This window comes from gamma proteobacterium symbiont of Axiagastus rosmarus (assembly GCF_059730925.1).
The window spans coordinates 3,631,608-3,657,596 of sequence record NZ_AP035925.1 but is presented as its reverse complement, the minus strand read 5'-3'; the positions used below and the strand labels follow the sequence as shown (position 1 = coordinate 3,657,596).

Sequence of the window (25,989 nt, the reverse complement as noted above, 5' to 3'; positions counted from 1 at the left end):
CTATGGCGTGAAAAACATAAGGAAAGCCGATGGTGGCTTTTCACCAGGCCGGTGCCATGACGCCGGCCGGTTCTGCTTCAGGATGGGATAAAACTATGGGTTCACCGGTCACCGCAGCGGAAGATTCGCTGCTGCGACACAGGTCGTTCGTCGCCTTCTGGCTGGCGCGTACCTGTTCATCGTTTGGTTTTCAGATGTTCTCCGTGGCCGTCAGCTGGCAAATCTATGCGCTTACCCACAGTGCTATGGCGCTGGGCATGATCGGTCTGATGCAATTTTTACCTTCGGTATTGCTGGCGCTGCCGGCGGGTCACCTTGCGGATCAGTATGACCGTCGCCGCATCGTGCTGCTTGGGCAGCTGATTGAGTGGCTGGCGCTGCTCGGGCTGGTGGCGCTGACGCTGCTGCACTGGGCGGGCCGGATTGAAATCTGGGGACTGGTATTCCTGATTTCGCTGGCCAAAGCGCTGGAGTGGCCGGCAATCACCTCAATGCTGCCAGCGTTGGTACCGCCGCCCATCCTCGCGCGCGCCATGGCGGCCAGCTCGGTGGGCGGTCAGGCGGCGGTGATTGTCGGTCCGACGCTGGGCGGCTTACTGTACGTGGCCGGGCCGGAGGTGGTGTACGGTGTTTCGGCGCTGTTCTATCTGTTGTCGATTGTGCTGGTCAGCCGTTTGCGCTACGAACGACCGCCGCAGGCACGTATTCCGGCCAGCCTCAGCACCATGTTTGCCGGTGTCCGCTTCATCCGCGAGCGCAAAGATGTGCTTGGGGTGATCTCGCTCGATCTGTTTGCCGTGCTGCTGGGCGGCGCCACGGCGCTGCTGCCGATCTTCGCCCAGGATATTCTGCATACCGGTCCGTGGGGGCTGGGCATGCTGCGCGGTGCCCCGTCGGTCGGGGCGCTGCTGGTCGGGGTGTGGCTCAGCCGTCACAAGCTGGAAAAGCACGTGGGCATGATCATGTTTGGCTCGGTAGCCGGTTTTGGTCTGGCTACGCTGGTATTTGCGCTATCGACGCAGCTGTGGCTCTCGCTGCTGGCGCTGGCGGCACTCGGCGGCTTCGATATGGTGAGCATGGTGATTCGCGGCGCGCTGGTGCAGCTGGACACGCCGGATGAGATGCGCGGGCGCGTCAATGCGGTCAACGCCATCTTCATTAATACCTCTAACCAGCTGGGGGAGTTCGAATCCGGCCTGTTGGCCGCATGGTTCGGTGCGGTGCCTGCAGCCGCGATTGGCGGTGTCGGCACCCTGGTGGTCGTGGCGCTGTGGATGGCGCTGTTCCCTCATCTGCGCAAACGGCAGAAACTGGAAAACGACAGTCTCGCCTGACGTTCGCGGCTGCCCGGCGCGGTGGCCGTGGCCAGGTACGCAGTCTGCCTCGTTATCTCGCACAGTTAAATTTGATTATTATTAATCACATTTGACTGTTTGTGAGCATGATCAAACTAATTAAACGCCAGTTAATCTATAAATTGCCCTGCCTGTGCGTAAATTTATTCATTTTTGAGTGAAGTAAATCATTTTGCACGGTGCGGGGTAGCCAGCGCAGCGACGCAACAACAATAATCATGGCCGCCTCATTAACGGTGCGTGTGAAGCCCGGCACGCACTACGACCCTACGTTATCAATGAGGCGAACATGAAACAGTTCTCTGCAGAAGGGATGGTGATTATTGTCGGGATTGTCATTGCCTACATCCTGTTCACTACCTGGCTGACCTGGCGGTTGCGCAGTAAAAACAGCGGCGACTTTATGGCGGGTTCAAACGTGATGCCAGCGTTTGTGGTCGGCGTGATGCTGATGTCTGAATACATTGGCGCCAAGTCAACCATCGGTACGGCGCAGGCGGCTTTTGAGGATGGCTTTGCCGCGTCCTGGTCGGTGATCGGTGCCGCCATCGGCTTTCCGCTGTTTGGTTTTTTGCTGGTCAAACGCATCTACAATACCGGCAAAATTACCATTTCCGGCGCGATTGCCGAGCGCTATGGCAACTCCACCAAAAATATTATTTCTATCATCATGATCTACGCGCTGCTGCTGGTGAACGTCGGTAACTATGTCAGCGGTGCGGCGGCGATCTCTACGGTACTGAACCTTGACCTCACCACGGCGGCAGTGATCACTGCGCTGGTCAGCACTTTCTATTTTATGTTCGGCGGCATGAAAGGCATCGCCTGGGTGACGCTGCTGCACAGCGGCCTGAAATATATCGGTATTCTGGTCATTCTCGGCGTGGCGCTGCACATGACCGGCGGCGTCAGCCCGATGATCAAAGAGATGCCGCACTTTTACTGGACCTGGGACGGTAACGTGGGCGCCAGCACCATTTTTGCCTGGATGATTGGCACCATCGGGTCGATCTTCTGCACCCAGTTTGTGATTCAGGCTATCGCCTCGACCAAAAGTGCGGCGTCTGCGAAGCGCGCCACCTGGGTCGCCTTCTTCTTCTGTATGCCGATTGCCATCGCCATTGCGCTGATTGGCGTGGCGGCAAAGTATCTGCATCCGGAGATTAACAGCCTGTACGCGCTGCCGGTGTTCCTGCAGGACATGAGCCCGTGGCTGGCAGGGATTGTCACCACCTCGCTGGTGGCATCGATTTTTGTCAGCGTCAGCACCGTGGCGCTGGCCATCGCCTCACTGGTGGTGAAGGACTTTTATGTGCCGTACCGTAATCCGACGCCGGAACGCGAATTTCGCATGACGCGCTGGCTGTCACTGCTGATCGGTTTCCTGCCGCTGATCTTCGTGCTGTTCGTACCGGAAGTGCTGAAGCTGTCGTTCTTTACCCGCGCCATCCGTCTGTCGATTTCGGTGGTGGCGATCATTGCTTTCTACCTGCCATTTTATAAAAGTACGCGCGGCGCGAACGCCGGTCTGATTGGTGCCTGCGTCATGACCTCGCTGTGGTATCTGCTGGGCGATCCGTTCGGCATCAACAATATGTACGTCGCGCTGGTCACACCGGCGGTGATCATGCTGATTGACCGACTGATCCCGTCACGCCAGCCGCAGCGCAAAAATGCACCTGATTCATCAATGCAAAACAGTGGAGCCTGACATGACCGACTCAACCATTACCGTCGAACGTAACGGTAAGCTTCATCCGCACGCGCAGGACGCGCAGCAGCTCACGGCGATGCTGCCTTCGGTCTGTCCGCAGAATCACGCCGCTAACCTGCTGCCGTTACCGAACGGCGACCTGCTGTGCGTGTGGTTTGGCGGCACGCAGGAAGGCATCGCGGATATTTCGGTGTGGTGCTCGCGGCTGGCGCAGGGCAGCGCACAGTGGAGCGATCCCCGGCAGTTATCCGACGATCCGGCGCGATCGGAACAGAATCCGGTGCTGTTCCTCGATCCCGAGGGCGTGCTGTGGCTGCTGTGGACCGCGCAGAAGTCCGGTAATCAGGACACGGCGATTGTGCGCTATCGCCAGTCACACGATTTGGGTCACAGCTGGAGTGCCATCGATACGCTGCTCGATCAGCCGGGCACGTTTATCCGCCAGCCGCTGGTGGTGCTGCCGAACGGTAACTGGCTGCTGCCGGTGTTCTATTGTCGCACCCAGCCGGGAGTGAAATGGGTGGGCAACGATGACATCAGTGCGGTAAAAATCTCCAGTGACAAAGGCCAGAGCTGGCGCGATGTGGCGGTGCCGGACAGCCTCGGCTGCGTGCACATGAACATTACGCTGCTGCAGGATGGCAGCCTGCTGGCGCTGTATCGCAGCCGCTGGGCTGATTATATCTACCAGAGCCGTTCGGACGACGGCGGTGAAAGCTGGAGCACGCCGCAGGCAACCGATCTGCCAAATAATAACTCATCGATTCAGGTGACTACGCTGCACAACGGCCATCTGGCGCTGGTGTTTAACGCCATGAGCGCACGTGATGCCAGCGAGCGTCGCCTGTCACTGTACGACGAAATCGAAGACGAAGATGAAGATGACGCGGCGGTGGCCGTGGCGGCGCAGCCGGTGGTTCAGGGCGCACGCACCGCCTTCTGGGGGGCTCCGCGCGCTCCGATGACGCTGGCTATTTCTGCCGATGGCGGAGTGAGCTGGCCTTGGCAGCGTAATCTGGATGAGGGGGATGGCTACTGCATGACCAACAATTCACAGCAGAAACTGAACCGTGAGTTCTCCTATCCCAGCATTAAGCAGAGCGCGGACGGCGCACTGCACATTGCCTACACCTATTTCCGCCAGGCCATCAAATACGTGCGCGTCGACGAACGCTGGGTGAGGGACAAAGCATGAGCCGCCACGCGCTGGTGACCGGTGTCAGTTCCGGCATTGGTGCGGCGATTGCCGATGAGCTGCTGACGCAGGGCTGGCAGGTTACCGGTTTTAGCCGTACGCCGGTGGAGAAAGATCATCCGGCGTTTACCTCTGTCAGCGTCGACCTGTTTGACGCCGGTCAGCTGAAACGGGCTTTGGCCGGGCTGGCGAAGGTGGATGCGCTGGTGCACGCGGCAGGCATGATGCTGGCCGCGCCGCTGGGTGAGCTGGAGGAAGAGCAGGGGGCGCGGCTGTGGTATCTGCACGTGCAGGTGGCGCAAATCATGGCCAACACCTTGCTGCCGCAGATGGGCCACGGCGATCGTATTCTGCTGCTCGGCAGCCGCACGTCACGCGGCGCGGCGAATCGCAGCCAGTATGTCAGCACCAAGGCGGCGATGGTGGGCATGGCGCGCAGCTGGGCCGCCGAACTGGCTCCGCAGGGCATTACGGTCAATGTGATCGCTCCCGGTGCCACCGCCACGCCGATGCTGCTGCAGCCGGACCGCGCCAACTCGCCGCCGAAACTGCCGCCTATCGGACGCTATATCCATCCCGAAGAGGTGGCCGCGCTGGCTGGTTTTGTGCTGTCGCCGGCTGCCGCTGCCATCACCGGACAGGAGCTGGTAATTTGCGGCGGCGCGTCGCTGTAGCTTTATTCTCCAGCGTGCCTCTCCCATCGTAAAAAACAGGATGGAAGAGGCTGATTATGTCTCGTCTGCGAAAACTCCTGGCTTATCGTGCTACGCTTTCTTTGGGTTTACCAAAATGGTAATCTTTTCACCGTTTTGGTAAACCCAATTTTATTGTCTACATATTAAGTGGTTACGGAGTGTAGCGCTCCGCAGCAGAGAAGCGCGCAATGAATCATGATGTTCTTCAGGAAATAAACGCCGAACCACTTTTTCCGGTACAGAGCGATCAACATATTGTTTTTGGCGTTGACGGAAAGTTTAAAGCGCATGCGCTAATCACGATTCTGTCCATCATGAAACACGCCGGAGACCGCGTGTATCATTTCCATCTGATCTCTTCAGAACTGACACCGGCCGATAACCCCCGGCTCGCCAGGCTGTTTCAGGGATCGCGCCACGGCGTGACGCTGCATCATCTGCCGGACCAGCTGTTTGCCACGCTGCCGGTCACCGAACTTTTTACCCGTGCGACCTACTATCGCTTTCTTGCACCGCTGATTTTGCCGCAGGCGGAAAAACTGCTTTATCTTGATGCCGATATGGTGTGCATTAATCCGCTCAATGAACTGTGGCAGATCCCGACCGGCCCTGAGGCGGTTGCGCTGGTGGTCGGTGAAATTGCCTCGCTGCAGCCGGTGCTGGCCAAGAATGCCGGCTTGCGCGGCGAGCGCTATTTTAACGCCGGCATGATGCTGATTGATGTGGCGCAATGGCGCGCTGACCATATCAGCGAACGCGCGTTTACTTTACTGTCCGAACACGGGCGAAACTTCCAGTATCTCGACCAGGATGCGTTGAATATTTTACTGGAAGATAAAGTGACCTTTGTTTCTCCTCGCTTCAATACCCTGACCATGCTGGCCCATGACGATCGTGGCTATACGCTCGACGTGCCGGCGGAAACCTGCCTGATTCATTATGCCGGTGCGGATAAGCCCTGGCAGGTATGGAATCAACAGTTTGTGGTTCACCATTATCGCGATATTTATCAGGATTCACCGCTGTCCACCATGGCGTTTGACCAGCCAGCCAATGCGCAGCAGGCAAAAAGAATGTATAAGTCGCTTTTTCGTCAAAAAAGATGGTGGCAGGCCATGCTGTGGCGCCTGAAACATATCAAGATGAGGTATTGTTAAGTGCAAGCTCACGCTTTTCGCCAGCTGATGACGGGAAAAAATATTTACCAGCTCTGTTTTGTGCTGCTGAGTATCGCGCTGGCGTCGTCACTGGTGGTTGAAGCCTTACCGCGCAAAATATTCTATTTTTCCAGTTATCTGGTGGCTCTGTATTTAGTAATTCTGGCGGTGAAAAAACAGTGGCTAACAGATAAAACGGCCATAACGGTAGCGCTTCCGCTGCTGTTCATTGGGCTGGTCAGGCTCATCTGGGCAAAGATGTTTTCCCACGCTGAATTCAGTGATGTGGTGAATAACTACTTCCAGGGCGGTAAGCTGTTTATTATCGCGGCTTTTCTCAGCTATTTTATCGTCGCGTGGCGCCACTATCTTAGTCGTCCACTCCTGATAACCTGCAGCGCCATCTTATTTGTCGGGCTGCTGGTGACGTTAGGTTTCGCTATCAGTGAACACGCAAAAACGCTGACCCGCATCAGATTGCTGACCGATTCCGCCGGTACCGTCTCTTATCTGATTACCGCGCTGGCGCTCTGTACTTTGTACACCGGCCACCGGGTCATCACCCATCGCGGCGGACAAATGATCTTATTCAGCGCGGTTTTTGTCGTGAATATGATGCTGATGATTCTGACCGAGTCACGCGCCGGCGTATTAACCCTGCCACTGATTTATCTGGCCTGGTTTTATTTTACCCACCGCTGGGCGGGTAAAATTTCGCTGGTGGTGTTAGCGCTGTTTATTATCGTGGGCGCTTTATTTATGCCGGGCAGCGTCTGGCAGCGCTTAGACAGCATCCACAATGAAGTCGACACTTATCAAACCAACAACAACACCTCGATTGGTGCCCGTTTCTCTATCTGGAAAGGCGGCTGGCACAGTGTTTCGTGGTCGCTACTGGGGCAAAGTCCGGATCAGCGCACGGCAAAAGCACGGGAATACATCACGCAGCATGAGCGCCACAATCCCGAAGCGTATAAAAACGTCATGTATCACCTGCACGATGATTTCCTTGAAACGCTTTCGCTGCAGGGGATCGCTGGCGCACTTTCCCTGCTGATTTTTTACCTGGTGCTGCTGATAGTAGCTGCACGCCGCGGCGTCGCCGGATTAACACTGCTGCCGCTGTCAATTATCATCTTTGGGCTGACCGACACGGTGTTAATTCAGAGTGGTTCGGTGCTAATCCTGGTGATGGCGATTATCATCAGCTATGCCATGATTCATCCCCCTGAGAAAGTATCGTCCTGATAAACCGGCGCTGGCATAGCGCCCGGTTGTTACAGCGGTTTGTTTAACTTCAGAGCCAGATATTTCTTTTTAAAACTGGTTCTGATTTTACTATCGAAAAGAAAAGACAGCGGCCTGATTTTAGTGATCGCCTCAATAACCTGCTTTCTGTCGTCAGGATTATCCAGGGCTTCCCGATGTTTATGTGCAATATTAATCCAGTGGCAGGATAGCAGATTGCGATAGCGCTCCTGCAACACCTCATCCATATGCTGCGTTGCGCTCACTAAAAGTGAAATTTTGTGTTTATCCAGCTGGCTGGATAAGCTGTTGCCGCGTTTAAAATAGAGATAAGGGCTCTGGCGGCTATAAGCGATTGCATCACTGCTGACCAGGATTTCCGGGAAAAGCCAGGCGTCCTCATAGCAGGTATAATCCGGGAAGGGATGAGCCAGCAGCATGGTGCGCTTAATAAACTGACCGATAAAGTGCGCCTGCAAATCGCGATGGATCAGGAATTTTTCAATGGCCTGATGCCGTGACAGTGTTTCCGCCTGCAGGCCCTGCCACGTGATGTGCTGAGGCCGGGATTCATATACCTCATTAAGCGCCGTGAACAGTGCGTCGGGACGATGGCTTTTCAGGTAGCGGACAATATCGGCGAGGGCGTCGGCCAGCAACTGATCGTCGCCATCCAGCATCGTAATATATTCACCGCTGCACTGCTGAACGCCAAAATTACGCACCCGGCCAATGTTGCGGTAATCAATATTAAATACTTTCGCCTGCGGATGCCGCCGGGAAAAATCATCGAGTAACGCTGCTGTGTTGTCGACGGATGCGTCATTGATAAGAATAAATTCAATATACTGCTCAACACCATGACAGGCCTTTTCTAAACTCGCCAGCGTGTCAGGCAGAAATTTTTCACTGTTATGGGCCGTTAGCAACACACTGATTAAATAGTCAGGAACCATCATTTTTTAAGTCAACATCTGAAGCAGGAATGCCGTCAAGCATACTACAAGTGGCAATTTGAGGGGAGGGCATTGACGCAGCGCAGCCCTGCGCCTGCTGTCGCCGATCAGGCACATTTACGACTGATACAATAATGCGTATGATTCTCATTCCTTTTTATGCTTCCTGCTCGCGCAGGTAACCCATCGGTCCTTACCGGAGACAGCAATGACTTCATCATTACGCCCGCGCGCCACCGCGCTGGCTCTGGCGCTGCTGGCAGCCATGAGCCTGAGCGCCTGTCAGGCGCCGGCTAAAAAATCAGTAGCGCCTGCCGCCGCGGCTAAGCCAGCGGCAGCGGAGAAGGTACAGCAGCGTGAACTGGGCGACGGCCTGTATGAAATGGCCTATGTGCCGGGCGATCCGGCTGCGCTGTATGTGGCCAGCGCGCAGGCATTTAAAACCGTCAACGGTGGCGTGCTGTATCGTCTGGATGCCCGCACGCTGGCAACGCTGGGCGAAACCCACACCGATCTGAAAAACTTTGGCATGACGGCTTCACCGGACGGCAGCGTGCTGTACATTACCAACACGCTGGACGGTGGCGTGACGAAAGTGGACGCCAGAAGCGGTAAAGTGCTGCAGCGTCTGCTGTTTGGCCTGAAAAACGACAAAGGCAATCCGGTTGGCGCGCGTGAAATCCTGCTGCATGACGGCCTGCTATACATCGGTGCGATTGAGAATCCGGCGATGATTTGGGTGGTCGATGCAAATACGCTGCGGCTGAAAACCACCATCAAAAACGCCGGTAAGTGGGTGACAGGGTTGCTCTATTCGGCGTCAACCGACCGTATTTACGCGGCGAACGGCAGTGGCGAAGTGCTGGTGATTAATCCGCGCAGTCACAAAATTGAGCAGCGCTGGACGCCAGGCGATGGCAAGGAGTATCTGCTGTTAAATCTGGCCGAAGATGCCGCCAATGGCCGCCTGTACGTCACTGACAATTCAAAGGGCAAAACCACGCTGGTGTTCGATGAGCGCAGCGGTAAGGTGATCAAACGCCTGGATGTCGGCGATTCGCTTGGCATCAAATTCAATGCGAAGCGCAACGAGATTTACATCAGCCAGCGACTCGGCGGCAAAGTGCTGCAGCTGGACGCGACGACCTACGCAGTGAAAAATAGCTGGGCGCTGCCGACCCACCCTAACAGCCTGCTGGTGTCGCCAGATGGTCAGACGCTGTACGTGACGGTGAAGCAGGGACTCAATAAAGATCGCTCGCCGCAAGGGCCGGATAGCGTGGTGCGGATTACGCTGGATTAACCGCGCTGGGTTTAATCGCGGCGCGAGGGATCGCGCCGCAGATAACCCGTGCTTAGCCACGGGTTACGTCATCCATTACGCCACGCCGTTCACCAGAAGTACGCGGTAGTTGGCGCCTTTCAGGCGATGCGCTTTGGCTTCCTGGTAGGCCGGGCTGAAGTACCAGGCTTTGGCGGCCTCGGCATCTTCAAACTGCAGCACCACCACGCCTTCAGCATCGCGCCCTTCCAGTACCTCCAGATCGCCGTAAAAAGCCAGTGGCGTGATGTGGTGATCGCCACGCGCCGCGCCGGCTTTCTGCGAATAGGTGGCCAGCTCATCTTTATCCAGCGTTTCGTCTTTAATCATAACGACATATGCGGCCATTATTGTTCGCCTCGCGCCTGACGCTTGTCTTCAGTATTGGTATCAAAATCGCTCGCATCGTGCCGTTCCAGCAGCTGATCCTGCGGCTCGGCGCCAAATGCCCGGTTCACTTTACGCCCGCGGATCACCGCCGGACGGTCGGCAATCTCTTTTGCCCAGCGCACCACATTTTTGTACGACTGCACATCGAGGAATTCGCCGCCACCGTACTGGTTGTTCAGCACCAGATTGCCGTACCACGGCCAGGTTGCGATATCGGCAATGGTATATTCGTCGCCGGCGAGGAAACGGTGGTCCGCCAGCTGGCGATCCAGCACATCAAGCTGACGTTTGGCTTCCAGCGTGAAGCGGTTAATGGCGTATTCAATTTTCTCTGGTGCGTAGTGATAGAAGTGGCCGAAACCGCCGCCAAGGTACGGCGCGGATCCCTGCAGCCAGAACAGCCAGTTCAGGGTTTCAGTGCGGCCCGCCACGTCAGAGGGAATAAAGTGGCCGAATTTATCTGCCAGATAGAGCAGGATATTGCCGGATTCAAACACGCGCAGTGGCGGCGTGATCGAGTGGTCGCGCAGCGCCGGAATTTTTGAGTTGGGGTTAACCTCAACGAAGCCGCTGGAGAACTGATCGCCATCGCCGATGCGGATCAGCCAGGCGTCATACTCCGCTTCCTGCACGCCGAGCGCCAGCAGCTCTTCCAGCAGAATGGTCACTTTCTGGCCGTTTGGCGTCCCCAGCGAATAGAGCTGCAGCGGATGCTTACCGACCGGCAGCGTTTGCTCATGCGTCGGCCCGGCGGTTGGACGGTTAGTCTTCGCCCCGTTACCTTTGGCTTCCGGGTCCCAGGTCCAGACTTTCGCGGGCTGATACTGATTTTCCGACATAATGCGTTCGCCTTGTTGTGAGAAGATTTTTGCTGCTACTGAGTGTAGCAGCACGCTATCACGCCGATTTAACCGCGCTGGCGATAAAAGACAAAGTCGAATCAGGCAAAATTCTCTTGCGTAAACAGCATAAAGTCGACTTTACCGGGCTGATAGGTCTCTGGTTGCTCACCCTCTTCCAGATGTCGCAGCAGCAGCGTCAGCGCCAGCTGTGCGTGACGCAGGGTGTTTTGATCGAGCGTCAGCGTCAGCACGCGTTTGGCCAGCAGCTCACGCGTGGTTTGGTAAAGTTCGTGCGTAACATATATCACCTTGCCGCACAGCCGGTGGCGCGCCAGCGCTTCGTGAATCTGCGTGTTGCCCATGCCGGTATTGTACAAGCCGACAATGTGCTGCGATGCGGCCAGCGTTTTCTCCAGCAGCCGGCTGATGCGCTCGCGCTCGTCCTGGCCTGCGATGATCTCCCGCAGCCGCAGATGCGGGAAGCGCTCCGCCAGCACTGCCTGAAACCCTTCGATGCGCAGACGGTGCGCGGCGTAATCAGCGCGACCGCTAACCAGCACCACATCTCCCGCCACGGGCAGCATGCTGCCGAGCATCAGCGCGGCGGTGCGTCCCGCCTTCAGCTGGTCAATACCGACATGGCACAGGCGCGGCGCATCAGGCAGATCGGCCACCAGCGTGATGACCGGTACGCCACGCGCTTTACAGGCCTCAAGCGCCGCGTAAATCAGCGGATTTTCATGGGCGAAAACAATCAGCCCGTCCATCTTTTTGCTGCTGGCTTCGATATGCGCCGCCAGCTTTTCGGGCGCATGCTCCGGAATCAGCGTGCGGTGCAGCCGCAGGCGACGATAGCCGAGCTCATCCGCCAGCCGGGCAAAATCCTGCGCCAGCTGTTGAAAGAAGAAGGAGCCGTTACCGCTCAGCAGCACCTCTATCTGCCACGCGTGGCGGTGCTCCTCCGGCAGGATGCGTTTCAAACCCGCTTCGCGCGCCGCCAGTAAAATCTTTTTCGTCATCGCGGGCGACACGCCGCCCCGGTCGTTCAGCACCCGATCCACCGTGGCGACGCCCACGCCCACCCGCTTAGCCAGTTCGGCCAGCGTCATTGTTTTCATCTGAGTGAATTCCATCAAAAACCGCGTTCAGACAGCCTGCCAGAAAGCGATATTTTGACAAGACCGACGATGCCGAAGTGTGAGCAACAGGAGCGTTATCATGCGCAGTGCGCAACGTTTTGCCTTGATTGGCTGTGGATTTATTGGCCAGGTGCATGCCGCAAACCTGGCGCGCCATCCCGGCGTTGAGCTGGCGCTGGTGTGCGATATAGACACCGCGCGCGCCGCTGCGCTGGCAGAGCAGTTTGGGGCGCGGGCCGCCAGCGTGCCGCAGGCGCTGAGCAGTGAGGCCATTGATGCGGTGCTGATTGCCAGTGCGACGCCGACCCACGCTCCGCTACTGGAGCAGGCGGTACTGGCGGGCAAAGCGGTGTACTGTGAAAAACCGATCGATTTGTCGCTGTCACGCGCCCGGGAAGTGGTAGCCAGCATTTCCCCGCTGCAGGTGCCGGTGACGGTAGGATTCAATCGGCGTTTTGATCGCAGCCATGCACAACTGAAAGCCCAGCTGCAGCAGGGCGTGATTGGACGCAGCGAGCTCATCCAGATGGTGTGCCGCGCCTCTGAACTGCCGCCGCTGAGCTATCTGCAGGCGTCCGGCGGACAGATGCGCGACCAGGCCATCCACTTTTTCGATCTGCTGCGCTGGCTAACTGAGGATGAAGTGGTCACCGTGGGCGCGCTCGGTGCCGCGCTGGCGATGCCGGCGATCCGCGACATTGACGTCGATACCTCAGTGCTGATTATGCGCCTGCAGCAGGGCGCGCTGGCGCAGCTCGATAATGCCCGTCGTACCGCTTACGGTTATGACGAGCGCATCAGCGTGATGGGCAGCCTGGGCATGCTGGCGTCGGAAAGCCAGGCGGTGCGCGGTGCAACGCTGTATCAGGGGCAGCACATCCGCCAGCCGGGGCTGTATGCGGACTGGTTCAGCCGGGTACAGGAGACCTATTACAGCCATCTCGATGCGTTTGTGCGCCATCTTGGCGGCGAGAAAGTGGCTGCTCTGCCGGGGCTGATTGACGGGCTGCGCGCGCAGGCCATCGCGGAAGCGGCGCAGCTGTCGCTGACGCGCGGCGAGTTTGTTGAGGTGGAGTGGGTGACGGTTTGATGGGGAGTGGGCGATGGCGTTTGCCCTCACCCCAACCCTCTCCCGCAGGCGGGAGAGGGGGCTGATAGTGCATGCAACTTACAGATTCAGCAGCTCGCGCTCAATCAGCTCGCGGGTTTCCACAGCCTGATACTTCATCTTCTCCGGATAGCCAAATAGCGCGGCGGAGATAATCGACTCGCCGCCCACTTTATAGTGGCGGTTAGCGAAATCCATCTCGCGCAGCGCTTCGAACAGCGCGTCGAAATTCACCTCACCTTCGCCAACAGCCACGTGCTGGTGGATAGTGGCATCGACACCCGGCGGGTTAACGATATAGCGACAGTGTTTGGTGTGGTTCATGGTATCGGCAATCAGCATGTGCGAAAGATCGTCGCCAGCGTAATGCAGCATACTCTTCACGTCGCCTTTGCCCTTGTCATAGTAGAACGTATGCGGTGCGCTGTAGATGTATTTGACGTTGTCGCTGCGGAACGACTTGACGATATCGGCCGTTTCATTGCTCTCTTCGCAGAAATCCCACGGATGCGCCTGAATTTCCACGCGAATCCCTTCACGCTCGAAAATCGGCAGCAGCTCGTCCATTGAGCGATAGAACATCTCTTCGCAGATTTCGGGTTCGTTCGGGTTACCGGAGAGCTCGGTATTGATCACCTGCACGCCCATCTCCACGGCAATCTCAATCATTCGCTTCCAGTTTTTCACCGCCGCCTGGCGCCGCAGCTCATCCGGTCCCGACCAGCGATAGACGGTAATAAACGAGGAGATTTCCAGTCCGGTAGCGTTGAGCGCATTTTTGTACTCGCGCATGATCTCCCGGCTGGCTTTCGGGTGTTTATAGAACGGATTGATTTGCGGATGCGGCGACTGTTCAATGTATTTATAACCCCACTCCGCGACCTGATGCACCATACGCGTGATGCCGAGATCGCGGATAACATCCACATCAAAAGCGATTTTCATTGTTGTTCTCCTGCGCGTTACGTTACCCACCACCGCAATCGGCGGCTGGTGTCGCGTCAACTATAAAAACAGCCCGGCACCGGCTCTAATGCTTTGCTGATGCATTTCCATCAGTGCCGGCGACACGCTGCGGCGATATTTGCCAAATAATTATTCTATTTGCGTGAGAAATGAAACGGATGATGGTGTTTGTGCGACAGCGATCAAAAGAATGAGAGGATTTTCTCATTAATTGAGAGATAACGACCGGCTTATATGGCGTGAAAGCATAACGTCAGGCATTATTTTTGATAGTTTATTATCATTAAAGGGCTTAACGATGAGCAAAATTACCATGAGCGCGATTGCCGCCGCTGCCGGGGTGGGGATCGCCACCGTGGATCGGGTGCTCAATCGCCGCGCGCCGGTGCGGGCGCAGACCGAACAGAAAGTACTGGCAGCGGCGCATCGGCTGGGTTACCGCAGTAGCCACGCCCCGCTCAGTGCGCAGAGCGACGGCGTGACGCTGCGCATGGGGTTTATCCTGCTGTCGGCTTCGTACTCTTTTTATCAAACGCTAACCGATGCGCTGCGCCAGCAGACGCAGCCATTTCATCCGGCCGGCAGCGAGCCGCTGTTTGTCTGGCACGAGATTGATGAGGTGGCAGCGGTGGTGGATTCGCTCTACCGGCTGGCTGAGCAGGTGGATGCTATCGGCGTGGTGGCGCTGGATCATCCGCTGATCCGCCACGCGATAGCGCACGTTTCGCGTCAGGGCGTGCGCGTCTACGCGCTGTTTTCTGACTTCTCGCCCTGTGGGCATGCTGGCTATTTCGGCCTGGATAATCAGAAAGCCGGGCGTAGCGCGGGCTGGATCGCCAGCCATCTGCTGCATCAGCCGGGTCCGGCGGGCGTGCTGCTGGGGGATCACCGCTTTATCTGTCAGGAGAACTGCGAGAGTGGTTTTCGCTCGTATCTGCGCGAGCAGGACAGTGCGCGGCGCGTGCTGGAACCGCTCAAAACCCACGAATCGATTGCCGGTGGTTATCAGGCGACCCGCCAGCTGCTGGAGCAACATGCCGATCTGGCGCTGATCTACGCGCCGTGTGGCGGTATAGAAGGGGTCGTTCAGGCGCTGCGTGAGCAGCCGCAGCGTAAGGTGGCGCTGATTTGTCACGGCCCGGTCAATGACGGCGACCTGGCGCTGATAGATGGCACCATCACGGTGATGCTGCGCCATCAGATCGCTGACATGGCACGACAGCTGGCACAAACCGTGCTGCAACGTCACGCTGAGCGCAGCGACCATTTTTCTCAGGTCACCCTGCCGTTTGAGATCGTCATGCGGGAAAATGTCTGAGGCGTTGCGCAGTCACCCTTTGTTATCGCTCACCGGGCGACAGCCACGCCAGCGCGCATGACGACAGCATTTGATAAAAATATATCAAAAATTTGATAATTAAATTTATGATCGCTATCAAAGAATGAAAGTTCCATGATTGAGGTTGGTGAAATATCTATTTGATACTGACGCCAGCCCTCATCATAAGGAACCATCATGACCCTACACATTGCCAATGCGCCCTGCAGCTGGGGCGTAGACGATCCTGACAATCCTTTTCTGCCGCCATGGCAAACGGTGCTGCGCGAGGCGGCCCAGGCCGGTTACCGCAGCATTGAACTCGGGCCGTGGCGCTATCTGCCGACCGATGCCGCCGAACTGCGCCAGCAGCTGGAAGTGCATCAGCTGTCGCTGGTGGCCGGCACCATTTTTGATGATTTGGTCAGCGAGGCGAATTTCCCGGCGATGGTTGAGCTGACGCACAACATCTGCCGCAACCTGTCGCAGGTGCCGTGCGCGGCACGCACGCACGGTGATAACCGGCCCGCTCCCTATCTGGTGATTATCGATTTCGGTAACCCGCAGCGGGCGCAATTTGCTGGTCAGACAGAGAAAGCGCCGCGCCTGGCACCCGCAGACTGGCAGCGCATGATGCAGCACATCACTCAGCTCAGTCACATCGCCTGGCACGACTACGGCGTGCGACCGGTGATTCATCCTCATGCCGGTGGCTGCATTGAGTTTGCCGATGAACTGGAGCAGCTGGTGCAGGACATCCCGCACGAGGTCGCCGGACTGTGTCTCGATACCGGCCATCTTTTTTATTCCGGCATGGATCCGCAGACCTGGCTGCAACGCTACTGGTCGCGCATCGACTATCTGCATTTCAAAGACATTAATGCGGCCGTCTGGCGCGATGTGATTGCGCGCGGCGTCGACTTTTTCACTGCCTGTGCCGAGGGCGTGATGTGCCCGCTTGGCCAGGGCGCGATTGATTACCCGGCGCTGCGGGCGTTTCTCGCTGAACGTCACTATCAGGGCTGGATCACCATCGAGCAGGAGCGCGATCCGCGCAATGCCGCCACCAGTCTGCAGGACGTCACGGCCAGCCTGCACTACCTGCATTCCATCGGATTCTGAGGAGAACAGCATGATTAACGGGAGCAAAGTACTGGATCGCGCGCTGCGCTGGGGCATGGTGGGCGGCGGCGGCACCAGCCAGATCGGTTACATCCACCGTTCCGCTGCTTTACGCGACGGCAACTTCACCTTAGTGGCGGGTGCGTTTGATATTGATGCGGAGCGCGGACAAGCGTTTGGTCGCGCGCTGGGCGTGGCGGCGGAGCGCTGCTATAGCGATTACGAAACCCTGTTTAAAGCGGAAGCCGCGCGTGCTGATGGCATTGAAGCCGTCTCCATCGCCACGCCGAACAATACGCACTTTGCTATCTGCCGCGCTGCGCTCAGCGCCGGGCTGCACGTGGTGTGTGAAAAACCGCTGTGTTTCACCTCCGCTGAAGCTGAGGAACTGCAGCAACTGTGTAAAGCGCAGCAGAAAATCATCGGCGTGACCTACGGTTATGCCGGGCATCAGCTGATTCAGCAGGCGCGCACCATGATTGCTGACGGGCTGTTGGGTGAGATCCGCATTGTGAACATGCAGTTTGCTCACGGCTTTCATCACGAAGCGGTGGAGCTGCAGAATGCCAGCACCAAATGGCGCGTCGATCCGCGTTTTGTTGGCCCGAGCTATGTGCTGGGCGATCTGGCCACCCATCCGCTGTTTATCGCTGAAACCCTGTTGCCGCAGTTACAAATAAAACGCCTGCTGTGCAGCCGCCAGAGCTTTGTGGCCTCGCGTGCGCCGCTGGAAGATAACGCCTTTGTGATGATGGAATATGACAACGGTGCGGTCGGTACGCTGTGGGCGTCAGCGGTGAACTGCGGATCGATGCACGGCCAGAAAATTCGCGTGGTGGGGGCCCGAGCCAGTCTGGAGTGGTGGGACGAACAGCCAAACCAGCTGCGCTATGAAGTGCAGGGCGAGCCGGTGCAGATTCTTGAGCGCGGCATGGGTTATCTGCACGCCAGCGCGCTGGCCGATGACCGTATTGGTGGCGGCCATCCCGAAGGATTATTTGAAGCCTGGTCGAATCTCTATCGCCGTTTTGCGCTGGCGATGGATGCCACCGACCGCGGCGATCACGCCTTCCTGCAGGATTTCTGGTATCCGGACGTGCACGCCGGGCTGATGGGGGTACGCTGGGTGGAACAGTGTGTCAAATCGGCGGATGCCGGTGCGGTGTGGGTTGAGTGCTAATTAGCTGACGAAATTTAACCGGAGTGCGAGGCAGCGGGGCGGCATCCGTGCTTTATTGGGAGCCGCTGCGCATGCCTTCTGCAGTTGCTGCGGCGATCTGATCGATGGCGCGCTGTGCCTGTTCGCACTGGTGCAAAATAGTGAAGGCATGATGGTAAAGCATTTTCCCCGCTTCGGTAGGCGTTACGCCGCGTTTGGTGCGGATCAGTAACTGCTGATTCACTTCTCCCTCCAGCGTGGCAAGCTGCTGGCTTAGCGCCGGTTGCGCAATATGCAAACTTTCAGCGGCCTGCGTCAGGCTGCCCGCGTCGACGATTTTGATGAAATATTTAAGGCGACGAAGGTTCACGATTACTCCCTCTGGCGACACGATTCGGTGTATCAAAAGCGTCCGGCACGGTGAGATGCAGCAGACGCTGAGTTAAGGTCAAACGCCACGACGGCAGGCAGGCACTACGATTAACAGTTTTTTAACATCGACACGCGCCACGCGGCGTGACCGGTGGCGCAATTCGCTGGAAAGGTTTGGGCGCAATCGCAAAAGTGTGCGACGCGTCGCGCAAATGGGGCCAAAGCAGTCAGGGTTGTAATGGAGCTAATCGATATTGCATGGGATTGCAGTTTTTTCAGCTACTCCGCACAAGCTGAACACGTCCCCAGCGATGCTGGCATCCGGCATGATACAGGTCATCTTTTCAATATAACTTCCGGTTTATATCAGGGCGCTATAAACTACAGGTTATATGAGGTGATTTTGAACAGCTGGAAGGTAGAAACCACCGTGCGCTTTGCCACATGGCTGCAGGCGCAGGATGACGCGATGATTGAGGATGTGTTGGCCAGCCTGGCGGTTCTCAGGGAGTTCGGGCCCACGTTAGGGCGGCCTGATGTTGATACCCTCGTCGGGTCGCGTTTTTCCAATATGAAAGAACTCCGTGTTCAGAGTAATGGCCGGGCGATTCGTGCGTTTTTTGCCTTCGATCCGGTCAGACGGGCCATTGTGCTCTGCGCGGGAAACAAAACCGGAACGCATCAGCGGCGCTTTTATCAGGCGATGATTAAACTGGCTGACCGCGAGTATCAACAGCATCTGGAGGAGATGAATCATGCCAAAACTTGAAGACCTGATTGCTCAGCGTTCGCCTGAATCACAGGCGCGCATCAGAAATAAGGCGGCGGAAAAAATCCTCGAGATTCGTTTGCGCCAGCTGCGGGAAGAACTGGCGCTTTCACAGGTACAGTTGGCTGAAAAGATGGGTGTTTCGCAACCTGCTATTGCAGCCATCGAGGCGCGTGGTGATGAACTGAAACTCTCCAGCCTGAAAAAGTACGTTGAGGCGTTAGGCGGAAAATTGAGCGTAACCGTTGAACTGCCAGCCGGTGACGGGCGGATTTTCCAGCTTTAAGAGTTTCTGCCAGGCTGCAGGGTGAGCGATTCTGCCGGCGCAGAAAAGCAAAAACCCAGCCATAAGGCTGGGTTTTCTGAATAGTGGTGCCCGGACGCGGAATCGAACCACGGACACGGGGATTTTCAATCCCCTGCTCTACCGACTGAGCTATCCGGGCAACGGGGCGCATTAAACCCTAATGGCTCACAGCCGTCAACGGGTTTCGTAAAAAAAGCGTAGCAATCGTGACTGATTGCCTGCTTTTCAGGCAGGGTGAACAAAAAGCCTACGCCAGCGCGCCGTTTTGCCGGCACAGCGCGATGCTCAGCACATCTTCAGCCAGACGCCGCGCGGTAGCGACATCCTGCACGTTGCGCTTCACCAGCAGCTTACTCAGACACCCTTCGAGGATCAGCTCCATCTGATCGGCCACCATGCTGGGGTTGTCCAGCGCCAGGTCGACGAGGATTTCATGGGTGAACTGCCAGGAACTGCGCTTCTGCTGTTCGGCGAGCTGGTGCACCGGCTGATCCGGCTGGGGATAGAAACTGCAGGCGGCAATAAACAGGCAGCCAGGAAAGCGGCCTTTACTGACGTGCTCTGCCAGCACGTCGTAACGCGCCAGCAGCTTTTGTGCCGCACTGAGGCGCTCATCCAGTTGCACCTGGCGGCGCCAGCTGTCGATCTGCTGGCCGTGAAAGCGCAGCGCGTCATACAGCAGGGCATCGCGATCGGGCCAGTAGCGCTCCAGCTGATCGCTGGCGAGGCCGCTTTCGCCAGCCAGCTGCTGCAGCGAGGTAGTCGCGGCCAGGCCGCTCTGTTCGAGCACATTCAGCGCATGCTCAAGGATCTGTTCGCGTTGCAAAAGACTCTCCTCCGGAATGCGGGCCCGAACGCGTGCGCCCGGGCAGTGTCGTGCAACCAGTTTCGTTTAACGCGGCAGATTGTGCAAATGGGCGCGGAAATCCGCGGCGTTAAGGAAGCCGGTGACGCGTGAATCGGCAATCTCTTTGCCCTGCGCATCGAAGAACAGGATGGTCGGCAGGCCAAGCACCTGCAGATGCTGCAGCAGCGCATTATCCTGCGCGTTATTGGCTGTCACGTTAGCCTGCAGCAGCTGCACGTTGCTCAGGGCGCTGCGCACGCCGTCATCGCTGAAGGTGTATTTTTCAAACTCTTTGCAGGCCACGCACCAGTCGGCATAGAGATCGACCATGGTGATACGGCCCTGCGCCTGCTGTAATGCGCTATCCAGCTGCTGGCTGTTGCTGATGCGCTGGAACGGCAGGTGCGCGACGCTTTGCGTACTGCTGCTGCCAAATGCCCAGTCCTGCAGCGGGCGCGCCACCACCAGCGCGGCCGCCAGCATGATGATCGGCAGCACGCGCGCTGTGCCGCGTGCGCTGAGACTCAGGCTGAACGCCCAGGCAAAAAACGCCACGCCGAGCAGACTCCACAGCCGCAGTCCCCAGATATCGCCCAGCACGCGCTCCAGCAGAAACACCGGCAGCGCCAGAATCACAAAGCCAAAACCCTCTTTTACGCTCTGCATCCACGGACCGCTTTTCGGCAGCAGCCGGTTGCCGAACATCGTTACAGCAATCAGCGGCAGTCCCATGCCGAAGGCGTACAGCCACAGCGTGCCGGCTCCGGCCCACAGATTACCGCTCTGCGCGATATACAGCAGGATGGCGCTGAGCGGCGCGGTGGTGCAGGGTGAGCAGATTAGCCCAGCCAGTGCGCCCATCATAAACACGCCCGCCAGCGACCCGCCTTGCTGACGGTTGCTCCACAGCGTCAGACGCGTCTGGAGGCTGGCAGGCAGCTGCAGCGTGAACAGGCCAAACATCGACAGCGCCAGCAGCACAAACAGCACGGAGAGGCCGATTAACACGTAAGGATGCTGCAGCGCAGCCTGGAAACGCAGCCCCGCCGCTGCCACCACCATACCGAGCAGGGTGTAAGTCAGCGCCATGCCCTGCACGTAAACCAGTGCGAGGGCGAACAGCCGGCCCAGCGAGTAGCGGCGCTGGCCACCAAGAATGATGCCGGAGATCAGCGGATACATCGGCAGCACGCACGGCGTAAAGGCCACGCCGATGCCAATCAGCAGCGCCCACAGCGGCGAAAACGGCAGCGGCGTGCGGTGAGCGGCCGGTGATGCCGCGATTGCCGGCGCGGCGCTATCGGCAGCAATCGCCGTCAGCGGCACCGAGCGGGTCTCCGGCGGATAGCAGAAACCGGCCGCGGCGCAGCCCTGATAGGTCACGCTGAGCGTTGCTCCGGCATCAGCCTGGCGCAGGGTGATCGGCAGCTGTACGTCCTGCGGATAGATTTCGCTCTTGCCGTAAAACTCATCTTCGTGCGGCTGGCCCGGCGGTAGCGTGACCGGCGCCAGCTGCGCGTGTTGCGCGCTGATGTGGAATTGCTGGCGATAGAGGTAATAGCCGTCCTTCACTTTCCAGCTCAGCGTCAGCTGATGGCCCTGCTGGCTGAAATCAAAGCCAAAGGCCTGATCGACCGGCACAAAGCGGTTATTGGTAGTGGGCGAGAACAGGCTGGCCTGCGCCGACAGGCAAAACAGCAGTGCCAGGCACAAGCTTAACAGGCGGGAAAATCGAGCAGCCATGACGAATTAATCAGCTCCGGTGGCGAATGAGCCGCGATAATAACACGGCTCATTCGCCACGAGGTTTTCAGGATGTAACCACGACGCTACAGAATCAGGCTGCCGAACAGGAAGCCAAACGCCACCGAGAAGGTAATCGCCAGCACGCCGGGAATGATAAACGAGTGGTTGAACACGTACTTCCCAATGCGGGTCGAGCCGGTGTCATCCATCTCCACCGCGGCCAGCAGCGTCGGGTAGGTGGGCAGCACGAACAGCGCGGACACCGCGGCGAAGGAGGCGACCGCCGCCAGCGGCGACACGCCGAGCATCAGAGCCGCTGGCATCAGCGCTTTGGTGGTGGCCGCCTGCGAGTAGAGCAGCGTGGCAGCAAAGAACAGCACCAGCGCCAGCATCCACGGATAGCTCTGCAGCATGTCGCCGGCCAGCGTCTGGATGTCGCTCAGGTGCGCTTTGACAAAGGTATCGCCCAGCCAGGCGACGCCCATCACGCAGATACAGGCGCTCATGCCGGATTTAAACGTGCTGGCACTGAGGATTTCACCGGTTTCCACTTTGCAGGTCAGGCAAATCAGCGTAGCAACCGTCAGCATAAACACCACAATGGCTTCGTTACGCGGCAGTACCGGATTGCTGATCAGGCCCACGCTGTCGCTGATTGCCGTCGCGTACAGCACCACCGCCGCAATACCGATCAGGAACAGCAGCACCGCGCGTCTGGCACCCGGCTTGATGTGATAAACCTGCTCACCGCGCAGCGTCACTTCACCTTTCGCCAGGCGCGCCTGATAGACGTCATCCTCTTTGAGCTCTTTGCCGAGGAAGTTGGTGATCACGGCGGCACAGAAAATGGCCAGCATGGTGGCAGGCAGCGCGACGCCGAGCAGCGCCAGATAACTGACGCCGCGCGGTTCAAGAATCGAGGCAAAAAATACCACCGCGGCCGAAAGCGGCGAGGCGGTGATGGCGATTTGCGACGCCACTACGGCTATCGACAGCGGGCGCGAAGGGCGTACGCCTTGCTCTTTGGCCACTTCCGCAATCACCGGCAGGGTAGAAAAAGCGGTATGACCGGTGCCCGCCAGCAGTGTCATCACATAGGTCACCAGCGGCGCAAGAAACGTGACATAGCGCGGATGGCGGCGCAGCAGGCGTTCCGCCAGCCCGACCAGATAATCCATGCCGCCAGCCACCTGCATCGCGGCGATGGCCGCAATCACCGCCATAATGATCTCGATGACATCAAACGGGATCGCGCCGGGTTTCATGCCGCAAACCAGCGTCAGCACCAGCACGCCTAAACCGCCGGCAAAGCCAATGCCGATGCCGCCGAGGCGCGCACCCAGCCAGATCGCCAGCAGGACGATGAGCAATTCCACCACTACCATAGTTTCACTCCCTGAAGTGCCGCCACACGCAGCCACTTTAGTTATAGACGTCAAAATAAAAAAGCACGCCGTATTGTATACAGGCGTGCTTCAGACGACTTGATCCGGAACGGATTACTGTTCGTTTTCGTCGGTGTAGCGTTTGGCTTTGTATTCCGGGTGCATCAGGTTCTGGATGGAGAAAATATCGTCCAGCTCGGCTTCGGTCAGCAGACCGCGTTCCAGCACCACTTCGCGTACGCTCTTACCGGTTTCAGCACAGATTTTCCCGACGATATCGCCGTTGTGATGGCCGATGTACGGGTTGAGGTAAGTGACGATACCGATGGAGTTGAACACGTAGGCTTCACAGACCGCTTTGTTGGCGGTGATGCCATTAACGCATTTTTCCAGCAGGTTGTAGCAGGCGTTGGTCAGGATGCTGATCGACTCAAACAGCGCCTGGCCAATCACCGGTTCCATCACGTTGAGCTGCAGCTGACCGGCTTCAGAAGCCATGGTCACCGTGGTGTCGTTGCCAATCACTTTGAAGCACACCTGATTGACTACTTCCGGAACCACCGGGTTAACTTTGGCAGGCATGATCGAAGAACCGGCCTGCAGTTCCGGCAGGTTGATTTCGTTCAGGCCGGCGCGCGGACCGGATGACAGCAGGCGCAGGTCGTTACAGATTTTCGACAGTTTCACCGCCAGGCGCTTCAGCGCTGAGTGCACCATGACGTAAGCGCCGCAGTCTGAGGTGGCTTCAATCAGATCTTCGGCGGGCACCACCGGCAGGTTGCTGACTTCCGCCAGGCGCTGTACCGCCAGCTGCTGGTAGCCGTCCGGTGTGTTGAGGCGGGTGCCGATCGCCGTGGCGCCGAGGTTAACCTCCAGCAGCAGTTCGGCGGTACGCAGAATGCTGCGCGTCTCTTCGTTCAGCAGTACGTTGAACGCGTGGAACTCCTGACCGAGTGACATCGGCACCGCGTCCTGCAGCTGGGTGCGGCCCATCTTCAGGATGTTTTCAAACTCCACCGCTTTGCGCTGAAAACCTTCGCTCAGCTGGCCAATCGCGTCGAGCAGTTTGAGGATCGAGGCGTAAACCGCAATGCGGAAACCGGTAGGATAAGCGTCGTTAGTGGACTGACACTTATTCACGTGATCGTTTGGGTTGAGATACTGATATTCACCTTTCTGGTGACCCATCAGCTCCAGACCGATGTTAGCCAGCACCTCGTTGGTGTTCATGTTGACCGAGGTGCCCGCGCCGCCCTGATAGACATCAACCGGGAACTGGTCCATGCACTTACCGTTGTTCAGCACTTCATCACAGGCCTGAATGATAGTGTTGGCGATGTGGCGGGGGATGGTTTGCAGCTCTTTGTTGGCGAGCGCGGCGGCTTTTTTCACCATCACCATGCCGCGAACAAACTCAGGGATGTCGCTGATTTTACTGTTACTGATATAGAAGTTCTCAATCGCACGCAGAGTATGAACACCGTAATAGGCATCTGCCGGAACTTCACGCATGCCTAACAGGTCTTCTTCGATACGAATGTTGTTCGCCATGATTACCTTCTTATTATTGCTGCTGTGTTACTGCCGGGCATCCGGAATGGATGGGCGGCGAATAACGTGCAGGTGAAGCAATTATATTGTCGTGGAATACCAGTGCCGACATTTTATCCATCTTCGGGCTGGCGAGCACGATCATATTCTGTCACTGCAGAAATGCTTGTGCACAGATCACTTTACGGACATTTGCTGGCCCAGCGGTAATAACGATATGTGATGTACTTCGCAATTTTAAGTCAGTGGCATAAATTTAACAGCGGCGGTTGAATTTCCCCGGCCGCGTGCCCATCTCATACGTTATGGTCATGCTGACCCTTCAATTTTGCTGCCCCGCACGCTGCGTGGCGGCGCGACTCACAGGAGATATCGGTGCGCTGGTTACCGTTAGTGATTTTTTTTGTTCTGGCCTGGATTGAGATCTCAATTTTCATCCAGGTGGCGCAAGCGCTCGGCGTGCTGCTGACCATGCTGCTGGTGATTTTTACCTCGTGCATTGGTGTGTCGCTGGTGAAAAATCAGGGCATGAAGAACTTTATGCTGATGCAGGAGAAGCTGGCGCGTAATGAGAGCCCGGCGGCGGAGATGATCAAAAGCGTGTCGCTGATCATCGCCGGTTTTCTGCTGCTGCTGCCGGGCTTCTTTACCGATTTCCTCGGCCTGCTGCTGTTGCTGCCGCCGGTGCAGAAGCACCTGACGCTGAAACTGATGCCGCACCTGCGCGTATGGCGCGGCCCGGGGCAGGGCCCGGATAGCGGCGTCACCATGGACGGCGAGTTTGAGCGCAAAGATCAGGATCGTATCGGCCACGATAAAGATCGCTGAATGTAAGCGGGGCGGCGTAAGCCGCCCTTTTTGCTGTCTTTTTCGTCATCTGTTACGCAAACGAAAATTTTTTATTTTTTTGCCCTTGAAAGCCCCTTTTCTGCCCCTATCTCTCTCTCCACGAGGCCGGAACCCTCAAGCCCGGCGTTCAACCCAAAAATGAATGATTGGACTTCTCAAAGGAGAGCTATCAAATGAAAATTCGTCCGTTGCACGATCGCGTTATCGTCAAGCGTAAAGAAGTTGAAGCCAAATCTGCTGGCGGTATCGTTCTGACCGGCTCTGCAGCAGGCAAATCAACCCGCGGTGAAGTACTGGCTGTTGGCAATGGCCGCATCCTGGAAAACGGCGACGTGAAGCCGCTGGACGTGAAAGTGGGTGATCTGGTGATTTTCAGCGAAGGCTACGGTGCCAAGACTGAGAAAATCGACAACGAAGAAGTTCTGATCATCTCTGAAAGCGACATTCTGGCGATTGTTGAAGCGTAATTTACGCGTAA

Annotated in this window: 25 protein-coding genes, 1 tRNA gene and 1 pseudogene; 15 read left to right on the top strand and 12 right to left on the bottom strand. The window is 57.4% G+C overall.

The genetic code is table 11. The features are described from left to right. Window positions 1–95: 95 nt before the first annotated feature. The 6 genes from AC6I8F_RS17350 to AC6I8F_RS17325 all read left to right on the top strand — a co-directional run bounded on the left by AC6I8F_RS17350 (window position 96) and on the right by AC6I8F_RS17325 (window position 7,364). A complete protein-coding gene (locus AC6I8F_RS17350) occupies window positions 96–1,334 on the top strand; it encodes an MFS transporter (protein ID WP_031279748.1) in 1,239 nt (412 codons plus the stop codon). Between the two features lie 310 nt (window positions 1,335–1,644). Beyond that, complete coding sequence (locus AC6I8F_RS17345) at window positions 1,645–3,066, top strand: sodium:solute symporter family protein (RefSeq protein WP_125311526.1); 1,422 nt, start codon at window positions 1,645–1,647, stop codon at window positions 3,064–3,066. 1 nt (window position 3,067) lies between these two features. After that, entirely contained in the window at window positions 3,068–4,264 is a 1,197-nt protein-coding gene (locus AC6I8F_RS17340; RefSeq protein WP_498028279.1) for a sialidase family protein, read from the top strand. Further along, window positions 4,261–4,938, top strand: coding sequence for an SDR family NAD(P)-dependent oxidoreductase (locus AC6I8F_RS17335; protein WP_498028278.1), 678 nt, complete (start codon window positions 4,261–4,263; stop codon window positions 4,936–4,938). The genes AC6I8F_RS17340 and AC6I8F_RS17335 overlap by 4 nt, the downstream gene beginning before the upstream one ends. Before the next feature lie 209 nt (window positions 4,939–5,147). Then, window positions 5,148–6,116, top strand: coding sequence for a glycosyltransferase family 8 protein (locus AC6I8F_RS17330; protein ID WP_058759285.1), 969 nt, complete (start codon window positions 5,148–5,150; stop codon window positions 6,114–6,116). Beyond that, window positions 6,117–7,364, top strand: a complete 1,248-nt coding sequence (locus tag AC6I8F_RS17325) for an O-antigen ligase family protein (RefSeq protein ID WP_498028277.1) — start codon at window positions 6,117–6,119, stop codon at window positions 7,362–7,364. Window positions 7,365–7,393: 29 nt separating this feature from the next. Here the strand turns inward: AC6I8F_RS17325 and AC6I8F_RS17320 are convergent, their stop codons facing one another. Further along, window positions 7,394–8,323 carry a glycosyltransferase family 2 protein gene (locus AC6I8F_RS17320; protein ID WP_262256491.1) on the bottom strand — a complete coding sequence of 310 codons (930 nt, stop codon included), beginning with the start codon at window positions 8,321–8,323 and terminating at the stop codon, window positions 7,394–7,396. 205 nt (window positions 8,324–8,528) lie between these two features. Between AC6I8F_RS17320 and AC6I8F_RS17315 the strand changes: the two genes are divergently transcribed. Continuing rightward, the gene (locus AC6I8F_RS17315) at window positions 8,529–9,623 is read left to right on the top strand and encodes a YncE family protein (protein WP_125311530.1); all 1,095 of its coding nucleotides are present in this window, start codon (window positions 8,529–8,531) and stop codon (window positions 9,621–9,623) included. 75 nt (window positions 9,624–9,698) lie between these two features. Here AC6I8F_RS17315 and AC6I8F_RS17310 read toward each other — a convergent pair whose 3' ends face one another. From AC6I8F_RS17310 to AC6I8F_RS17300, 3 genes are all read right to left on the bottom strand, one after another. After that, window positions 9,699–9,989 carry a DUF1330 domain-containing protein gene (locus tag AC6I8F_RS17310; protein WP_021507781.1) on the bottom strand — a complete coding sequence of 97 codons (291 nt, stop codon included), beginning with the start codon at window positions 9,987–9,989 and terminating at the stop codon, window positions 9,699–9,701. Further along, window positions 9,989–10,870 (bottom strand): glutathione-dependent disulfide-bond oxidoreductase, encoded by an 882-nt coding sequence (gene yghU, locus AC6I8F_RS17305; RefSeq protein ID WP_021507780.1) that lies wholly within the window; start codon window positions 10,868–10,870, stop codon window positions 9,989–9,991. Before yghU ends, AC6I8F_RS17310 begins: the two co-directional genes overlap by 1 nt. 101 nt (window positions 10,871–10,971) lie before the next feature. Beyond that, entirely contained in the window at window positions 10,972–11,991 is a 1,020-nt protein-coding gene (locus tag AC6I8F_RS17300) for a LacI family DNA-binding transcriptional regulator (RefSeq protein ID WP_498027457.1), read from the bottom strand. A gap of 100 nt (window positions 11,992–12,091) precedes the next feature. Between AC6I8F_RS17300 and AC6I8F_RS17295 the strand changes: the two genes are divergently transcribed. After that, a complete protein-coding gene (locus AC6I8F_RS17295; protein ID WP_166712255.1) occupies window positions 12,092–13,102 on the top strand; it encodes a Gfo/Idh/MocA family oxidoreductase in 1,011 nt (336 codons plus the stop codon). A 78-nt stretch (window positions 13,103–13,180) separates the two neighbouring features. Here AC6I8F_RS17295 and AC6I8F_RS17290 read toward each other — a convergent pair whose 3' ends face one another. Beyond that, window positions 13,181–14,065 (bottom strand): sugar phosphate isomerase/epimerase family protein, encoded by an 885-nt coding sequence (locus AC6I8F_RS17290; protein WP_021507777.1) that lies wholly within the window; start codon window positions 14,063–14,065, stop codon window positions 13,181–13,183. A gap of 319 nt (window positions 14,066–14,384) precedes the next feature. Between AC6I8F_RS17290 and AC6I8F_RS17285 the strand changes: the two genes are divergently transcribed. Then, window positions 14,385–15,404, top strand: coding sequence for a LacI family DNA-binding transcriptional regulator (locus AC6I8F_RS17285; RefSeq protein ID WP_498028276.1), 1,020 nt, complete (start codon window positions 14,385–14,387; stop codon window positions 15,402–15,404). Window positions 15,405–15,433: 29 nt separating this feature from the next. Here the strand turns inward: AC6I8F_RS17285 and AC6I8F_RS17280 are convergent, their stop codons facing one another. Next, window positions 15,434–15,604 carry a hypothetical protein gene (locus AC6I8F_RS17280; RefSeq protein WP_165899365.1) on the bottom strand — a complete coding sequence of 57 codons (171 nt, stop codon included), beginning with the start codon at window positions 15,602–15,604 and terminating at the stop codon, window positions 15,434–15,436. Between AC6I8F_RS17280 and AC6I8F_RS17275 the strand changes: the two genes are divergently transcribed. Beyond that, the gene (locus AC6I8F_RS17275) at window positions 15,603–16,526 is read left to right on the top strand and encodes a TIM barrel protein (RefSeq protein WP_498028275.1); all 924 of its coding nucleotides are present in this window, start codon (window positions 15,603–15,605) and stop codon (window positions 16,524–16,526) included. The genes AC6I8F_RS17280 and AC6I8F_RS17275 overlap by 2 nt on opposite strands. A 10-nt stretch (window positions 16,527–16,536) precedes the next feature. Then, entirely contained in the window at window positions 16,537–17,706 is a 1,170-nt protein-coding gene (locus AC6I8F_RS17270) for a Gfo/Idh/MocA family protein (protein ID WP_058774901.1), read from the top strand. 94 nt (window positions 17,707–17,800) lie between these two features. On the opposite strand, the pseudogene AC6I8F_RS17265 reads toward AC6I8F_RS17270, so the two are convergent. Next, a pseudogene (locus tag AC6I8F_RS17265) lies at window positions 17,801–18,055 on the bottom strand (LysR family transcriptional regulator); the annotation flags it as partial. A 405-nt stretch (window positions 18,056–18,460) separates the two neighbouring features. Between AC6I8F_RS17265 and AC6I8F_RS17260 the strand changes: the two are divergent. Together AC6I8F_RS17260 and AC6I8F_RS17255 are read left to right on the top strand one after the other, a co-directional pair. Beyond that, window positions 18,461–18,826 (top strand): type II toxin-antitoxin system RelE/ParE family toxin, encoded by a 366-nt coding sequence (locus AC6I8F_RS17260; RefSeq protein ID WP_072208530.1) that lies wholly within the window; start codon window positions 18,461–18,463, stop codon window positions 18,824–18,826. After that, complete coding sequence (locus AC6I8F_RS17255) at window positions 18,813–19,112, top strand: helix-turn-helix domain-containing protein (RefSeq protein ID WP_010615565.1); 300 nt, start codon at window positions 18,813–18,815, stop codon at window positions 19,110–19,112. Before AC6I8F_RS17260 ends, AC6I8F_RS17255 begins: the two co-directional genes overlap by 14 nt. Window positions 19,113–19,196: 84 nt before the next feature. Here AC6I8F_RS17255 and AC6I8F_RS17250 read toward each other — a convergent pair. The 5 genes from AC6I8F_RS17250 to aspA form a co-directional block, all read right to left on the bottom strand. Further along, window positions 19,197–19,272: transfer RNA gene (locus AC6I8F_RS17250), tRNA-Phe, on the bottom strand. Window positions 19,273–19,380: 108 nt separating this feature from the next. Beyond that, window positions 19,381–19,959 (bottom strand): division control transcriptional repressor DicD, encoded by a 579-nt coding sequence (gene dicD / locus AC6I8F_RS17245; RefSeq protein WP_021507771.1) that lies wholly within the window; start codon window positions 19,957–19,959, stop codon window positions 19,381–19,383. A 66-nt stretch (window positions 19,960–20,025) separates the two neighbouring features. Then, window positions 20,026–21,723: a protein-disulfide reductase DsbD gene (locus tag AC6I8F_RS17240; RefSeq protein WP_498028274.1), complete on the bottom strand. Its 1,698-nt coding sequence runs from the start codon at window positions 21,721–21,723 to the stop codon at window positions 20,026–20,028. Between the two features lie 86 nt (window positions 21,724–21,809). After that, complete coding sequence (locus tag AC6I8F_RS17235; RefSeq protein ID WP_104187997.1) at window positions 21,810–23,111, bottom strand: anaerobic C4-dicarboxylate transporter; 1,302 nt, start codon at window positions 23,109–23,111, stop codon at window positions 21,810–21,812. A gap of 114 nt (window positions 23,112–23,225) precedes the next feature. Beyond that, a complete protein-coding gene (aspA, locus tag AC6I8F_RS17230; RefSeq protein WP_021507768.1) occupies window positions 23,226–24,662 on the bottom strand; it encodes an aspartate ammonia-lyase in 1,437 nt (478 codons plus the stop codon). Window positions 24,663–25,037: 375 nt separating this feature from the next. On the opposite strand from aspA, the gene AC6I8F_RS17225 reads away from it, so the two are divergent. Both AC6I8F_RS17225 and AC6I8F_RS17220 read left to right on the top strand, forming a co-directional pair. Next, the gene (locus AC6I8F_RS17225) at window positions 25,038–25,490 is read left to right on the top strand and encodes an FxsA family protein (RefSeq protein WP_152391395.1); all 453 of its coding nucleotides are present in this window, start codon (window positions 25,038–25,040) and stop codon (window positions 25,488–25,490) included. A gap of 194 nt (window positions 25,491–25,684) precedes the next feature. Beyond that, a complete protein-coding gene (locus AC6I8F_RS17220; RefSeq protein ID WP_021507766.1) occupies window positions 25,685–25,978 on the top strand; it encodes a co-chaperone GroES in 294 nt (97 codons plus the stop codon). The last annotated feature ends 11 nt before the right edge of the window (window positions 25,979–25,989 follow it).